15 protein-coding genes are annotated in these 15,460 nt (G+C 67.9%); 12 read left to right on the forward strand and 3 right to left on the reverse strand.

Going from position 1 to position 15,460, the window contains the following annotated elements:
* The first annotated feature begins 86 nt into the window (after nt 1-86).
* Entirely contained in the window at nt 87-932 is an 846-nt protein-coding gene (locus AC07WJ_RS28535; protein WP_494938088.1) for a fumarylacetoacetate hydrolase family protein, read from the forward strand.
* 462 nt (nt 933-1,394) lie between these two features.
* Here AC07WJ_RS28535 and AC07WJ_RS28540 read toward each other — a convergent pair whose 3' ends face one another.
* The gene (locus AC07WJ_RS28540; RefSeq protein WP_494938089.1) at nt 1,395-2,009 is read right to left on the reverse strand and encodes a helix-turn-helix domain-containing protein; all 615 of its coding nucleotides are present in this window, start codon (nt 2,007-2,009) and stop codon (nt 1,395-1,397) included.
* A 307-nt stretch (nt 2,010-2,316) separates the two neighbouring features.
* Here AC07WJ_RS28540 and AC07WJ_RS28545 point away from each other — a divergent pair, with 307 nt between their 5' ends.
* Nucleotides 2,317-3,411, forward strand: a complete 1,095-nt coding sequence (locus AC07WJ_RS28545) for a FecCD family ABC transporter permease (protein WP_494938090.1) — start codon at nt 2,317-2,319, stop codon at nt 3,409-3,411.
* A complete protein-coding gene (locus AC07WJ_RS28550) occupies nt 3,411-4,211 on the forward strand; it encodes an ABC transporter ATP-binding protein (protein ID WP_494938091.1) in 801 nt (266 codons plus the stop codon). Before AC07WJ_RS28545 ends, AC07WJ_RS28550 begins: the two co-directional genes overlap by 1 nt.
* Nucleotides 4,212-4,251: 40 nt before the next feature.
* Here AC07WJ_RS28550 and AC07WJ_RS28555 read toward each other — a convergent pair whose 3' ends face one another.
* Nucleotides 4,252-5,064 carry an AraC family transcriptional regulator gene (locus AC07WJ_RS28555; RefSeq protein ID WP_494938092.1) on the reverse strand — a complete coding sequence of 271 codons (813 nt, stop codon included), beginning with the start codon at nt 5,062-5,064 and terminating at the stop codon, nt 4,252-4,254.
* A gap of 335 nt (nt 5,065-5,399) precedes the next feature.
* On the opposite strand from AC07WJ_RS28555, the gene AC07WJ_RS28560 reads away from it, so the two are divergent.
* On the forward strand, nt 5,400-7,490 hold the full coding sequence (locus AC07WJ_RS28560; protein ID WP_494938093.1) for a TonB-dependent siderophore receptor: 2,091 nt from the start codon (nt 5,400-5,402) through the stop codon (nt 7,488-7,490).
* Between the two features lie 77 nt (nt 7,491-7,567).
* Nucleotides 7,568-8,692 (forward strand): ABC transporter substrate-binding protein, encoded by a 1,125-nt coding sequence (locus tag AC07WJ_RS28565; RefSeq protein WP_494938094.1) that lies wholly within the window; start codon nt 7,568-7,570, stop codon nt 8,690-8,692.
* 18 nt (nt 8,693-8,710) lie between these two features.
* Here the strand turns inward: AC07WJ_RS28565 and AC07WJ_RS28570 are convergent, their stop codons facing one another.
* The gene (locus tag AC07WJ_RS28570) at nt 8,711-9,016 is read right to left on the reverse strand and encodes a hypothetical protein (RefSeq protein ID WP_494938095.1); all 306 of its coding nucleotides are present in this window, start codon (nt 9,014-9,016) and stop codon (nt 8,711-8,713) included.
* 260 nt (nt 9,017-9,276) lie between these two features.
* On the opposite strand from AC07WJ_RS28570, the gene AC07WJ_RS28575 reads away from it, so the two are divergent.
* The 7 genes from AC07WJ_RS28575 (at nt 9,277) to AC07WJ_RS28605 (ending at nt 15,459) form a co-directional block, all read left to right on the forward strand.
* On the forward strand, nt 9,277-9,582 hold the full coding sequence (locus tag AC07WJ_RS28575) for a DUF6958 family protein (RefSeq protein WP_494938096.1): 306 nt from the start codon (nt 9,277-9,279) through the stop codon (nt 9,580-9,582).
* Between the two features lie 249 nt (nt 9,583-9,831).
* Complete coding sequence (locus AC07WJ_RS28580; RefSeq protein ID WP_494938097.1) at nt 9,832-10,278, forward strand: SRPBCC family protein; 447 nt, start codon at nt 9,832-9,834, stop codon at nt 10,276-10,278.
* Between the two features lie 2 nt (nt 10,279-10,280).
* Nucleotides 10,281-10,634, forward strand: coding sequence for an ArsR/SmtB family transcription factor (locus tag AC07WJ_RS28585; RefSeq protein ID WP_494938098.1), 354 nt, complete (start codon nt 10,281-10,283; stop codon nt 10,632-10,634).
* A gap of 129 nt (nt 10,635-10,763) precedes the next feature.
* A complete protein-coding gene (locus AC07WJ_RS28590) occupies nt 10,764-11,168 on the forward strand; it encodes a GFA family protein (protein ID WP_494938099.1) in 405 nt (134 codons plus the stop codon).
* Nucleotides 11,169-11,354: 186 nt separating this feature from the next.
* Entirely contained in the window at nt 11,355-12,611 is a 1,257-nt protein-coding gene (locus AC07WJ_RS28595) for an aminopeptidase (RefSeq protein ID WP_494938100.1), read from the forward strand.
* A 155-nt stretch (nt 12,612-12,766) separates the two neighbouring features.
* Complete coding sequence (locus AC07WJ_RS28600; RefSeq protein ID WP_494938101.1) at nt 12,767-13,840, forward strand: toxic anion resistance protein; 1,074 nt, start codon at nt 12,767-12,769, stop codon at nt 13,838-13,840.
* Nucleotides 13,837-15,459, forward strand: coding sequence for a substrate-binding domain-containing protein (locus AC07WJ_RS28605; protein WP_494938102.1), 1,623 nt, complete (start codon nt 13,837-13,839; stop codon nt 15,457-15,459). Before AC07WJ_RS28600 ends, AC07WJ_RS28605 begins: the two co-directional genes overlap by 4 nt.
* The last annotated feature ends 1 nt before the right edge of the window (nt 15,460 follow it).

Here is a 15,460-nt window from a genome sequence, read left to right on the forward strand (position 1 = left end):
CGGCCCCGATGCGATGCCGCGCTTGCGCAATCCGGCGGGCTCGTCATCATCCGCGCCGACGACATCAAAGTATGGGAGGCAAAGTCGTGAAACTGGTACGCTTTGGACCGAAGGGTAAGGAAAAGCCCGGCCTGGTCGATCCTGAAGGCAAGATTCGCGATCTCTCGGAGATCGTGCCCGACATTGCCGGCGAGGCGCTGTCGAGCAAGGGCCTGGCCAGGATCGCCAAGGCGGATTGGCAGAAACTGCCGGTCGCCCCGGCCGGCGCCCGCATCGGCGCCTGCGTCGGCGGCGTCGGCAATTTCATCGCGGTCGGCCTCAACTATGCCGACCATGCCGCCGAGACCGGCGCGGCGATCCCGACCGAGCCGATCCTGTTCAACAAGGCACCGTCCTGCATCGTCGGCCCCGACGACGACGTCATGCTGCCCAAGGGCTCGGTGAAGACCGATTGGGAGGTCGAGCTCGCCATCGTCATCGGCGAGCGCGCCCGCTACGTCTCCAAGCAGGATGCCCTGTCGGTGGTCGCCGGCTTCTGCATCTGCAACGACGTCTCCGAGCGCGCCTACCAGATCGAGCGCGGCGGCCAGTGGATGAAGGGCAAGGGTTGCGAGACCTTCGGCCCGCTCGGCCCCTGGCTGGTCACCGTCGACGAGATCGCCGATGTGCAGAAACTCGGCATGTGGCTCGACGTCAACGGCGAGCGCATGCAGACCGGCTCGACCAAGACCATGATCTTCGACGTCAGGACCATCGTCTCCTACACCTCGGAATTCATGGTGCTGGAACCCGGTGACGTGATCACCACCGGCACCCCGCCCGGCGTCGGCCTCGGCATGAAGCCGCCGAAATTCCTCAAGGCCGGCGACGTCATGGCGGTCGGCATCGAGGGCCTCGGCGCGCAGAAGCAGAACGTCATCGCCTGGCGCTGATCTGCTCCCGTTCGCTTGAATCGAAACATGAAGAACCCCGGCGCGAGCCGGGGTTCTTTGTTGGGCGGAGAGGTTCGAGCGGATTCAGCACATGAAGCGGCTGAATCGGAATCGGGGTGTGTGGAACTTTGGATAAGAGTTTGAATTAATGATTGAAATGGCCCCTCCTTCCCAATGTTGGCCGCGCGCGAAACCAACCCTCTCCCATAGGGAGAGGGTGGCGCCGTCAGGCGCTGGGTGAGGGGCGTAGGCGTCGAGAACAGCGGCGACGCGAGGCTCGATTTTGAAGGTCCGGGCCTCGCCACGCCGGCTCGTCCGGAGAGGAACGACCCCTCACCCGGCAGCTGACGCTGCCACCCTCTCCCTCTGGGAGAGGGTCAATTCAGCGCCCCTCTTTCCAGGCTGCCGAAACAAACCGCGTTCATATTGGTAGCGGCAGAGAGAATCGAACTGCCGACCTTCTCAATCCATCACCGCCGCCTTGAGGATGCACACCATCGTCGCATGCGCCGTCTCGGTTCCGACATTGCGGATCACGTGCCGGCCGTCGCAGCGGTAGCGCACGCTCTCGCCGGCCTTCACCGTCTCGACGCGGTCGCCGACCTCGACGACGAATTCGCCTTCCAGCACCGACAGGCTTTCCACCGAGCCGCGCTGGTGTCCCTCGCTCTCCAGCACGCCGCCGGGGTCGCAGTGGAAGTCGTACCACTGCAGCCACTCCACCGTCTTGATCCAGCCGGTAATCGACAACCGGCACTTGCCGTCGTCGGAAACCAGGAGCGGCGTGTCGCCCTTGGACAGCTTTTCCAGGAACGGCTCTTCGGTGGCGGTCGCCAGCACCCGTTCGATCGACACGTCGAGCGCCTGGCTCAGCCGCCAGATGGTGGCGAGCGTCGGATTGGTCTCGTTGCGCTCGATCTGGCTGATGATCGATTTCGCCACGCCCGACTGCTCGGACAATTCGGACAGCGACAGGTTATAGGCCTTGCGCAGCCGCTGCACCGTCCGGCCGAGATTGCCCGACAGGACATGGGCGCCGGCATCCAGCTCGATTTTTTTCGGGTCGCGGTCGGCCATGGCGTTGCGAAATCAGGCTCTCGGTCGTTGTTCCGAACGATCGTTCGGCGAAAAAGACACTAGGGCCCGCGTCGCTGCGGTGCAAGATGCAGGTGAGGTGGCGACGGCCTGCCCGGCTCTTGCACGGCCGGCCTTGAACCATGCGGGCAGCTCGCATATGCGTCGCGCGGCGCCCCGCTCGGACGGCGAGCGGGATCGACGACGGATCTTCGCCGATGCCACGGAACCGGGCCGCCGGAACATGCGTCTCGATCCGCCCTGCGGCTCGGCCACAGGAACCGGCAGGCGAGAAGACAGGCAGGCGAACATGAGCAGCACAGGGCTCGCCGGGGAACGCGAGCAGACGGCCGGCCAGGCGCCCGGCAAGGATGCGGTGCTCGCCGCCTATGGCCGCCTTCTCCGGCGCCGGACCGGCATCGTCGTGGCGCTCGGCGTCCTGCTCGCCGCCGCCTTCGTCATGGATCTCGCCACCGGACCATCGGGCATCGGCATAGCCGACGCGCTCGGCGCGCTGGTCCAGCCCGGCGCGGCCGGCCGCGGCATCGTCGTCATCGTCTGGGACGTCCGCCTGCCCTCGGCACTGATGGCCCTGCTGGTCGGCGTCGCGCTGTCGCTCGCCGGCGCCGAAATGCAGACCATCCTGAACAATCCGCTGGCCAGTCCGTTCACGCTCGGCGTCTCCTCGGCGGCCTCGCTCGGCGCGGCGCTCGCCATCGTGCTGGGCATCGGGCTTCCCGGCATTCCGGCCGGCTGGCTCGTCACCGGCAATGCCTTTCTCTTCGCCTTCGCCTCGGTCCTGCTCTTGCAGAGCGTCGCGTCTCTGCGCGGCGCCGGCGTCGACAGCCTCGTGCTGTTCGGCATCGCGCTCGTCTTCGCCTTCAATGCCCTGGTCGCGCTGGTCCAGTTCGTGGCCTCCGCCGATGCGCTGCAACAGCTGGTCTTCTGGGGCATGGGCAGTCTCAGCCGCGTCACCTGGCAGGCCATCGGCGTGCTTGGCGTCGTCGTCCTCGTCACCTTTCCCTTCTCGGTCGCCGCCTCCTGGAAACTCACCGCGCTCCGGCTCGGCGAGGACCGCGCCCGCAGCCTCGGCGTCGATGTCGGCCGGCTGCGTTTCGCCTCGCTTTTCCGCATCAGCCTGCTGGCCGCGACCTCGGTCGCCTTCGTCGGCACCATTGGCTTCATCGGCCTGGTCGGCCCCCATATCGCCCGCCTGCTGATCGGCGAGGATCACCGCTTCTTCCTGCCCACCAGCGCGCTCACCGGCGCGCTGGTCATGGCGCTCGCCGACATCGCCTCGAAGACCATCGTGCCCGGCATCGTGCTGCCGATCGGCATCGTCACCTCGCTGGTCGGCCTGCCGGTGTTCTTCGCGCTGATCCTGCGCCGGCGGGAGCGCCTGTGATGACGACCGGTCCCCTTGCCATCGCCGGTTTCAGCGCCGGTTACCGCCAGCGCCCGGTGCTCGCCGACTTCACGCTGCAGCCGATTCCGGCGGGCAGCGTCACCGCGCTGGTCGGCCCCAATGCCGCCGGCAAGTCGACCTTGCTGCGCGGCCTCGCCGGCCTGGTGCCGGCCACCGGCTCGGTCCGCCTCGGCGCCACCGAGCTGTTGAAGCTCGGTCTCGCGGCGCGCGCCGACCACGTCGCCTTCATGCCGCAAAGCCTGCCGCAAGGCGCCGAACTCACCGTCCTGGAAGGCGTCATCGGCGCGCTGAAGGCGTCCCCGCTCGCCGAGTTCGATGGCGGCCTGCGCGAAGCCCGGCAGCGGGCCGTCGATGTGCTCGATCGGCTGGGCATCGTCGACCTCGCGCTCGAAAGCATTGGCCGGCTGTCCGGCGGCCAGCGTCAATTGGCGAGCCTGGCCCAGGCCATGGTGCGCGCGCCGAAGCTCCTGCTGCTCGACGAGCCGACCAGCGCGCTCGACCTGCGCCACCAGCTCGACGTGATGACCGTGGTGCGCGAACTCGCCCGCGAAGGCCGCATCGTCGTCGCGGTGCTGCATGACCTGACGCTGGCGGCGGCCTGGGCCGACCATGTCGTGGTGCTCGACCATGGCCGTTGCGCCGCCCAGGGGACGCCCGAGACCGCCATCACGCCGGACATTCTGCGCAGCGTCTACGGGGTCGACGCGCGGGTCGAGCGCTGCACGCGCGGCCGCCTGCATATCGCGGTCGACGGGCCGGCCGAACGCCGGGCCGGGTGAGGCTGCCGGCCGATCGCCGGCCACTCGCTATCGGCCCCCCTCAGCCTCCATCCACCTCCATCGGCGTCACGGTGCCGGCCATGGTCCGCCGCATCATGTCGCGCAGCGCATTGGTGCTGCGATAGCCGGCGGTCTGGGCCGCCTGCCGCAGCGGCGCGCCGTCCGCCCGCAATGTCAGCGCGTGCAGCATGCGCAGGCGGCGCCGCCATTCGGCGAAGCTCAGGCCCGTCTCGGCCCGGAACTTCCGGGTGAAGGTGCTGCGGCTGACGCCGATGCGGTGCGACCAGCCGTCGAGATCGAGCGCCAGCGACGGCGTCTGGATCAGTTCGCGGCAGAGCTTGCGCAATGTCTTGTTCTGCGGCACCGGCAGAGCGATCTGGATTTCCGCCGCCTTGCCGATCTCGTCGGCGACCAGCGCCGCGAGATGACCGCCCCGCCCCGCGAGGTCGTAGAGCAGCGGGCCGGCGGCCAGGGCCCTCAGCGCGACGTCGAGCAGCTCCGACACCGCGATCACCCGGCAGGTGGCGGGCAAGGCCGGACCGAGCGCCTCATCGCTCAGGAAGGCCGCGCGCATCGCCGAGCAGCCATAGGCGGCCAGTTCGTGCGGCACATTGGCCGCCACCAGCAACGCATGTCCGGCTGGCGCCGTCCAGGTGCCCTCCTCGGTATTGAGCACCAGCAGGCCGCCGGAGGCGTGAACCAGCTCGGTGCGCCGATGGCTGTGCCAGCGTGTCCGGGCACCGTCCGGAAAGCTCTGGTCGAGCACGGTCACCGGCCGCGGCGTCTCCTCGGGCAGCGGCAGCCGGTCGACGATCGGCGGCCCCGGATGATCCGATCGCGGTGCTTTTGTCATTTTCGTCATTTTCGTGCGGATTCCGACCCGATCTCAGTGAACTATGATCCACGCGTCAAAGAGGGGCAAGGGTATAATATTCAAGAGGCTACGCTTGATTAGAATTCATCAAATGTAGCGAAATTGACAACAGAGATGCGACATATTTGTCGCCTGATAATAATATGAGCCTGCACATGCCGACATCACCACCGCGCCGCCAGAATTTCCGTTTTGATATCGGCCGCCTCGCGGGACTGAAGCTTGTATTCGTCAGTTCAATTGCAGTTGTTCTGGCGGCATTGCCGGAACGACCGGCATATGCACAGCAAGTTCCGCCGTCCGAGGGACGCGCGGTGCAACTCGACGAGATCCAGGTTCAGGGCACTGCGACGGGCCCGCTCGGCCCCGATAGCGGCTATGTCGCGCGGCGGACGCTCGCCGGCGCCAAGACCGATACGCCGGTCGTCGAGATCCCGCAGACCGTCAACGTCATCACCGCGGACCAGATCCGCGCCCAGGGCGCGCAGACTGTGGGCGAAGCGCTGCGCTATTCGGCCGGCGTCGCGGCTGAGACCTACGGCGCCTCCTCGCAATTCGACAGCTATGTGCGGATCCGCGGCTTCAAGGCCGACATGTTTCTCGACGGCATGCGCCTGCCCGACGGCAGCGCCACGGCCGACTGGACCACCTCGGTGGTCGAGCCCTATGGCCTGGAACGTATCGAGATCCTGCGCGGTCCCTCCTCCGGCCTCTATGGCCAGAGCGGCCCGGGCGGCATCGTCAACATGGTCTCGAAGCGCCCCACGGCGACGCCGCTTCGCGAGGTGCAGTTCCAGACCGGCAGTTTCTCGCGCCTGCAGGGCTCGTTCGACTTCAGCGGCCCGATCGACCCCGCCGGCCAGTTCCTCTACCGGCTCACCGGCGTGGTCAGGCAGTCGCAGACCCAGGTCGACTTCATGCATGACGACCGGCTGTTCCTGGCGCCGGCCTTCACCTGGCGCCCGAACGACGACACCACCTTGACGGTTCTCGGCCAGGTCCTGCGCGACCGGAACGGCCATTCCAGCTTCAACTACCTGCCGACCTCGGGCACGCTGGCGCCCAATCCGGTCAATGGCCGCCTGCCGTTCAACCGTTATGCCGGCGAACCGACTTTCGACCGCTTCGACCGCGACCAGGCGATGATCGGCTATGCCCTGGACCATCGCTTCAACGAGGTGCTGAGCTTCAGCCAGAACCTCCGCTACACCGACAACACCGTTTATCTGCGCGCGCTGAACCGCAGCGGCGAGTTGCAGGCCGACAACCGCACGCTCAGCCGCAACGCCTTCCGCATCGACGCCTCGGCCCGCGCGGTGACCCTGGACAATCGCCTGGTGGCGCGGTTCCAGACCGGTCCGCTCGCGCATACCTTGCTGGTCGGCCTCGACTACCGCAACGAGCAGAGCACCTACAATGTCGGCCGTGGCCCGGCACCGTCGATCGACATCTTCAATCCGACCTACGGCCTCCCCGTCACCGATCCCGGCATCAATTTCCAGCGCAAGACCGCCGATCTGCGCCAGGTCGGCGTCTATGCCCAGGACCAGATCAGGTTCGGCGGCTTCGTCGCGACCTTCTCCGGCCGCTACGACTGGTCGAGCGTCCAGACCCGCACGACGACGGTTTCGACCAATGCCCTGGTCGCCGCCAGCGCCGACGACCGCGCCTTCTCCGGCCGCGCCGGCCTGAGCTATGTCTTCGACAACGGCCTGGCGCCCTATGTCAGCTATTCCACCTCTTTCCAGCCGACGGCGGACACCGACTTTACCGGCAACGTGTTCCGGCCGTTGACCTCCAGGCAATACGAGGCCGGCATCAAATATCAGCCGGCCGGCGTCAACGCTTCCATCACCGCCGCGGTCTTCGACATCCGCCAGCAGAATACCCCGACCGCCGATACCGACCCGACCCATCCCTTCGGCCGGATCCAGCTCGGCGAGGTCTCGGTGCGCGGCTTCGACGTCGAGGCCCGCGCCCAACTCGGCCAGGGCTGGGGCCTGATCGCCTCCTATGCCTATCTCGACCATCACGTGACCCGCAGCTCGGTGGTCACCGACATCGGCAAGCGCCTGGAGGCGACGCCGGTGCACCAGGCCTCGCTCTGGGCCGATTATACCGTCCAGTCGGGCAGCCTCTCCGGCCTCACCGTCGGCGCCGGCCTGCGTTATGTCGGCGGCACCTTCAACGGTACCAACAGCGTCCAGGCGCCCGCCTATGCGCTGGTCGACGCCAGCCTGCATTATGACCTGGGGCATGTGTCGCCACGCCTGGCCGGCGCCAAGCTGTCGGTCAACGCCAAGAACCTGTTCGACACCTATTATGTCTCGCAATGCGGCAATGTGCCGGGCTGTACCCTCGGCTCGCGCCGCACCGTGCTGGCGACCCTGAGCTACCGGTGGTGAGTCTTGTGAACACGGGCCTTTCCTCGGCGCGGCGTGCCGGTCCCCGGCAGATCGTCCCGTGCCTCCTCGCCGGCCTCATGCTCGCGCTCGCAGCGCTCCTGCCGGTCGGTGCGGCGGCGCAGGCGCCGGCGGAAACGCCGATCCGGGTCACCGATCTCGCCGGCCGCGAGGTCGTTCTGGCGCGTCCGGCGACGCGGATCGTGCTCGGCGCCTGGGTCAGCCTGGACGCGCTCTCGCTGCTGCATCCCGATCCGGTCGGCCTGCTCGCGGGCTGGGCCGAGGGCGGCGCCAACGGCATCCAGCCGGCCCTCCTCAGGGCGAAATTCCCGGCCATCGACCGGGTGCCGGTCATCGGCCGCGGCACGCTCGACAGCCTGTCGGCCGAGGCCGTCATCGCCAGCCGGCCCGAGCTCGTCGTCTTCAGCACCTTCGACGCGATACGCTATGGCCAGGGCCCGGCCGCGCTGCCGCCGGCGCTCGCCCAGATCGAAGCCGCCGGCATCGCCGTCGTCATCGTCGACTTCTTCCTGCAGCCCTTGACCAATACCGAGCCGAGCCTGCGCATCCTCGGCAAGCTGCTCGGCCGCGAGGCCCAGGCCGAAGCCTATATCGCCTTCTATCGCGACCATCTCGACCGCATCGCCCGACGCCTCGCCGACGCCAAGGCGCCGGCGCCGACGCTGTTCTTTCACGCCTTCGCCGCGCGTCCGGACTGCTGCTTCACGGCCGGCCCGGGCAGCGTCGACGGCATGATCCGCGCCGCCGGCGGCCGCAATATCGGCACCGAGCGGCTGTCGGCCCCGATCGGCCAGGTCAATCTGGAATATCTCATCACCCGCGATCCCGAGGTCTATGTCGCCTCGGCGATCGGGGCGGCCACGGGCCTCGCCCTCGGCCCCGGCATAACGGCGGAGCGTGCCGCCGAAGAGTTTTCCACCCTGCTGAAACGACCGGATCTCGCGGCACTCGGCGCGGTCTCGCGGGGCCGTGCCCACGGCCTCTGGCATCTGTTCGTACACACGCCAGTGCATGTCGTCGCCATCGAGGTCCTGGCCAAGTGGCTGCATCCGGAACTGTTCGCCGACGTCGCTCCGGAGGCGACGCTCGCCGAGATCAACAGCCGGTTCCTCGCCGCGCCGCTCGCCGGGACATTCTGGACCAATGGGGTTCGCGCCGGCACACGGCCCGCGCCGCGACCATGAGACGGCGGGCGATCGCGATCACCGATGCGACAGGCGTCGGCCGAAGCTGGCCCCAGGCCTGCTTCCGTCGGCGCTGGCGCCCATGCTGCCGATCAGGTTGCCCAGGCTCCGGCAACGCACGACGGCGGTCCGGATGATCCGGTCCTTGCGGTCCTCGCCCAGGTCGATCATTTCCCGCACGCACAAGGCCACCATACGGCGCTGCTCGGACTGTTTCCGGGAGATCGCCAGCTCGGCGCAGGCGTCGCGATAGGCCTCCCGCATCATTTGCGCCTGTTCACGCGGAAATGAGCCCACATCGAATGCGGTGCGAATATGGGTCACGACACTGCTCCCTGACGTGGAGCGCGCGAGCAAGGACGTCTCGCGGTCGCCGGTGCGCGGGGCCACATGCCCGACGATGGCGGGACGCTACACCCGGGCCGTCGGCGGAGGCAAATCAAAAATCGGCCGGCCCGTCGCCGCCCGGAATCCGAAAATCGCCCGGCGATGTCGGATTGCCCGAGGCTGGTTCGTCCTTGGGGGCGAGCGGACGGACCGGAACGGTTCCGGAGCAGCCGTTCGCCAGGGCCGGAGGGCAAACCATGGCGACCACCCGCACCGAGAAGATCGAAGTCGAAAACGTCAAGCAGCCGGCCGGCCGCGTCCAGCGCGTCGACAAGGCCAAATACGAGGCGATGAAACAGGCTTTCCTGGCAGCCCTTCCCGGCGATGCGCCCGGGCTGACCGTGCCCCAGATCAAGGCCAGGCTGCTGCCGCACCTGCCTCAGGACCTGTTTCCGGGGGGCGCCAAGGCCGGCTGGTGGATCAAGGCCGTTCAGCTCGACCTCGAAGCCAAGGGCATCGTCCGGCGCGAAACGGTCCGGCCCTTGCGGCTGCACCGGGCCTGACGCCGCTGACAAGAAAAGGCCCGTCCCGGATGCGGCGACGGGCCAAGTCGAGATCAGGTGTAGGCACGGTCCGTGACCATAGGTCCTGCCCGCTTTCGATTGCGTGACAGACCGGAGGCCTTGCCGGGCCGGCACCACGGCCGGCCGACGCTCCGTCCCTTGTCCTCGGTCCATCGCGAAAAAGAGCAACTTTTTGGTTGCATTAGATTTCGAGACAAGGCATGAATAGGCAATCAGGAGGTTGCCATTATGTCCGATCGCATCGAGAAAACCATTGCGCTGAATGCCCCGATCGAACGGGTCTGGCGCGCGCTGACCGATCATGTCGAATTCGGCCAATGGTTCCGAGTCAAGCTCGACGGGCCTTTCGTGCCGGGCGAGATATCCACCGGCCAGATTACCTATCCCGGCTTCGAACACGTCAAATGGCAGGCCCGGGTGAAGGAAATGGCCCCGCCCCGGCGGTTCTCCTTCACCTGGCATCCCTATGCCGTCGACCCCGCCGTCGATTACGACAAGGAGCCGCCGACACTGGTCGAGTTCCGGCTTGAGCCGACGGCGAGCGGCACGCACCTGACCATCGTCGAGTCGGGTTTCGACAAACTGCCGAGCCATCGCAGGGACGAAGCCTTCCGTATGAACGACGGCGGCTGGAGCGAGCAGGTCAGGAATATCCAGGCCCATGTCGGGCGCTGACCATGGCCAATGTTGAGGTCTCCGGCCCCGGCGCAAGGGCGCACCATCCCGGCCCCGCCGCCTTGTTCTCGGCGCTCGGCGACCCGACCCGCCTGTCGCTCTTCACCCGCTTGAGCGACGGCCGGACGCGATCGATCGCCAGCCTGTCCGCCGATACCGACCTGACCCGGCAGGCCGTCACCAAGCATCTGCGGGTGCTGGAAAATGCCGGCCTGGTCAGCAGCATCCGGATCGGCCGGGAAAGCCAGTTCGGCTTCCGCTCCGAACCGATCGCCGAGATCAGGGCCTATCTCGACGACGTTTCGCGGCAATGGGACGACGCCCTGTCCAGGCTCAAGTCCTTTGTCGAGCGGTAAGCGGCCGCGCGGCGGTCGGCGCCGGACTTGCGGCCCGGGCCGCAACCGGGTCGGCCGATGACGGGAGAGCGACCTTTTTGATGCGTGGACGGCGACCTGCAAGACTGGATCGTGGCGCAGGAGATTCGGATGTCGTTCAGGGGAAGCTGCCTGTGCAGCGCGGTTCGCTACGAGATCGACGGCCTCGACACACCGATCGGGCACTGCCACTGCGGCACATGCCGCAAGGCCCACGCCAGTGCCTTCACGTCCACCGCTCGTGTGATGCGCGAGCGCTTTCGCTGGACCGCCGGCGAGGACCTCCTGCGCGCCTACGAATCGTCGCCTGGCAAGCTGCGCCGTTTCTGCTCGATATGCGGAACGCATCTCGTGGCGGAACGCATCGCCGAACCGCACGTCATACTGCGCGTGGCGACGCTGGACGACGATCCTGGCCGCCGGCCCGCGGTGCATATCTGGGCCTCTCACGACGTTCGATGGCTGATTGACGAGGGCGAAGTACCGACCTACCCGGAATGGCCGCCGGGGCGCTGACCGGTTCCGCCGCCCGGACCATGTTTGCGACCAATGGGCGGCGCGCGCTGGCGCCCGCGCGAGCCAATCCCCAGGTTCATGGCTGATATCGCCACGCCGGACGGCTCCGCCGACCGGACTTTCACAATGGCCGGCGCCGACGCTAAATGGCGCGGACGTTCCCCCATCCCGCAGGGCCGAATTCCCATGACCACGCAGCAGCGCACCCTTTCCGCATCGATCGACCCGGTGAAGCTCGACAGGCTGGCCGAGGTGGCCGTCAAGGTCGGCCTGCAATTGCAGCCGGGACAGGACCTGTTCCTGACCGCGCCGGTCGCGGCCCTGCCGCTGGTCAGGCGGATCGCCGACCATGCCTACAAGGCCGGCGCCGGCCTGGTCACGCCCATCCTGTCCGACGAGGAGATCACCCTGGCGCGCTACCGGTCCGGCACCGACGCGAGCTTCGACCGCGCGCCCGGCTGGCTTTACGAGGGCGCCGCCAAGGCCTTTGCGGGCAACACCGCCCGGCTCGCCATTGTCGGCGACAATCCCATGCTGCTGGCCGGCCAGGACCCGGCCAAGGTGGCGCGCGCCAACAAGGCCAATTCGCTCGCCTATCAGCCGGCGCTGGAAAAGATCGTCGGCTTCGACGTCAACTGGAACATCGTCGCCTATCCGGGCGCCGCCTGGGCCGGCCAGGTGTTCCCCGGCGAGGCGGAAGAGGTTGCCGTCGCCAGGCTGGCGGACGCGATCTTTTCGGCCTCGCGCGTCGACGTCGACGATCCCGTGGCGGCCTGGACCGCCCACAATGCCGGCCTGCGCCGCCGCACCCAATGGCTGAACGACCAGCGCTTCCATGCCCTGCATTTCACCGGCCCGGGCACCGACCTGACCGTCGGCCTCGCCGACGGCCACGCATGGCAGGGCGGCGCCTCGACCGCCAAGAACGGCGTCACCTGCAACCCCAACATCCCGACCGAAGAGGTTTTCACCACGCCGCATGCCCGGCGGGTCGACGGCCATGTCTCGAGCACCAAGCCCCTGTCCTACCAGGGCACGCTGATTGACGAGATCACCGTGCGCTTCGAGGCCGGCCGCATCGTCGAGGCCAGGGCGGCGCGCGGCGAAGAGGTGCTGAACAAGGTGCTGGACACCGACGAAGGCGCCCGCCGCCTCGGCGAGGTGGCGCTGGTGCCGCATTCCTCGCCGATCTCGAAGAGCGGGCTCCTGTTCTTCAACACGCTGTTCGACGAGAACGCCGCCTGCCACATCGCGCTCGGCCAGTGCTATTCGAAATGTTTCGTCGACGGCGCCAGCCTGAGCCCCGAGCAGATCGCCGCCCAGGGCGGCAACAAGAGCCTGATCCATATCGACTGGATGATTGGCTCGGGCGAGATCGATATCGACGGCGTCCATGCCGACGGCCGGCGCGTGCCGGTGTTCCGCAAGGGCGAGTGGGCCTGAGGCGGGCCTCGCTCAGGGCGCGACAAGAACCGCGCCGGCCACGTGCCGGCGCACAACCACCGATAGACGCCGCGGCACGGCGCCATCACGCAACTGTCATGAAGCCGTCGTAAATCTCTCGCGCGCCGTCGAGCCGTCGGCGAGGGAGAGCAGGCATGACCGAGATCACTGCGACGAAGGTGGACAACCTGCCGGTCGTCGTGGCCGACCCCGATCAGGTGGCTCAGATCAAGCGGACCATCGATCTCGGCGATCGCGCCCTGGTGGCGGGTTTCGGCGACAAGTCGCAGCGCGACGTCGTCGCCTTCGCCGACCGCGTGCTGAGCCAGACCCGCAACAAGGACATGGGCGACGCCGGCAAGCTGCTGCTCGACGTCATCGAAAAGGCGCGCGGCCTCGACCCCGCCGAGGTCCAGAAGGCCGGGTTCTTCGAGAAGCTGTTCTCCACGGCGGAAAGCCGCCTGCGCCGCTTCATCGGCCGGTTCGAGGACGTCGCCGGCCAGATCGAGGGCGTCAATATCGAACTCGACAAGCACAAGGACATCCTCAGGCGCGACATCTCGCTGCTGGATGACCTGCATGACGAGACCCGGCGCTCGATCCAGGTGCTCGAGGCCCATATCGCCGCCGGTGACGATTTCGCGCGCGAGTTCCGCAATGGCCGCCTGCCCGAGCTGAAGGCCATGGCCGACGGCCAGCGCGCCGGCGGCGACGGCCTGATGGCGGCGCAGGACTACCAGGACGCGCTGCAGGCGCTCGACCGGCTGGAAAAGCGCGTCTTCTATTTGCGCCAGGCGCGGCAGATCGGCATTCAGCAATTGCCGCAGATCCGTATCGTGCAGGCCGGCGACGAAACCCTGATCGAGAGCCTGCAGGCGACCACCCAGCTGACCATTCCCGTCTGGAAGCAGAAAATGGTGCTGCTGCTCGGGCTGACCCGCCAGTCGGCGGCGCTCGACCTGCAGAAGACCGTGACCGACGCCACCAACGAGATGATGCGCCAGGCCTCCGACATGATGCGCCACCAGGCCATCGAGATCGAAAAGCAGGCTCAGCGCGGCATCATCGACATCGCCACCCTGGAAAAGACCAATCGCGACCTGATCGAGACGGTCGCCGGCGTGCTGGCGGTGCAACGCGAAGGGCGCCAGAAGCGTGCCGAGGCCGAGACCCGCATGGCTGAGCTGACCAGCGAATTGAAGACCGCTCTGACGAGCCCCGCGGCGTGACCACCGGATCGGCGCGAACGGGCTCGACGACAATCGGACGGTGGACCGCACGCTTCTCCGCCGTCGCCGCCGCGACCCTGGCGCTCGGCCTCGGCCTGGCGTCCTGCTCCCGGCCGGGACCCGAGATCGCCATTCTCGCGGGTTCGGAGAACAAGGCGCTGGAGCCGCTGGTGCGGGAATTCTGTACCGCACGTGGTGCCCGGTGCAGCTTCACCTATCAGGGCTCGCTCGACATCGGTTTCGGCCTGCGCGCGACGGCGACCGCGCCTGCCGCCGACATCGTCTGGCCCGCCGCCTCGATCTGGATCGACCTGTTCGACGAGGGCCGCCGGGTCAAGCACCTCACCTCGATCTCGCAGAGCCCGGTGGTGCTCGGCATTCGCCGCGCGAAGGCCCAGGCGCTCGGCTGGACGACGCGCGACGTGACGACCGCCGATATCATCGCCGCGGTGGAACGCGGCGAGCTCAAATTCCTGATGTCCTCGGCGACCCAGTCCAATTCCGGCGCCGGCGCCTATCTCGCCATGCTGACGACGGCGGTCGGCCGGGGCGACGTGCTGACGGAAGCGGCGCTCGCCAGCGCCGATGTCAGGCGCAAGGCGCGGGCCCTGTTGCGCGGGGTCGAGCGCACCTCCGGATCGAGCGGCTGGCTCGGCGAGCTCTTCCTCGACCAGGACCAGCGCGGCGTCCACTACGACGCCATGTGGAACTACGAGGCCGTCCTGAAGGAGACCAACGAGGCCCTGGTCGCGCGCGGCGGCGAACCGCTTTGGCTGATCTATCCCAAGGACGGCGTGGCGGTGTCGGACGGGCCGCTCGGCCTCGTCGACCGGGGCCGCGGCCAGGAGGTCGAGAGCTTCGTGCTCGACCTGCAGAAATTCCTGCTGTCGGGCGATGCCCAGAGGCGGATCGCGGCGACCGGCCGCCGCATCCCGCTCGGCCGCGCCGATGCCGCCCGGCCGGTGGTGGAGTGGAATTTCGATCCGTCCCGGCCGATCACCACGGTCCGGCCGCCCGACCCGAAGGTGATCTGGGCCGCCCTCAATCTCTATCAGGAGGCTTTGCGCCGGCCCTCGCTGTCGGGCCTCTGCCTCGATGTCTCGGGCAGCATGGAGGGCGATGGCATTCGCCAGCTGCGCGAGGCCATGGCCTTCCTGTTCACCCCCGAAACCACCCGCGGCCTTCTGGTGCAATGGTCGCCCGAAGACCGCATCCATGCCATCCCGTTCGCAAGCACGCCGGGCGTGCTGCAACAGGGCTCCGGCGGCGCCCCCGACCAGGCCCGGCTGAAAGCCTGGGGGGCGCAATTGCGCGCCGATGGCGGCACCGACATGTATGCCTGCGCGCGGGCGGCGTTGCGCGCCATGGCGGCCGATCTCGGCACAGGCAACTTCCTCGGCGCCATCGTGATCATGACCGATGGGCGCAGCCAGGGCGATCTCGCCGGTTTCCTCGGCGAGTGGCGCCGCGACGGCCACAAGGTCCCGGTCTTCGGCATCACCTTCGGCGACGCCGACCGCAGCCAGCTCGACCATCTCGCCGCCGAGACCGGCGGACGGGTGTTCGACGGCCGCTCCGGCCTGGTCGAAGCCTTCCGCGCCGTCAGAGGATATAATTGAG

It is taken from the genome of Phreatobacter sp. GW821-FHT04C01 (genome assembly GCF_059420385.1).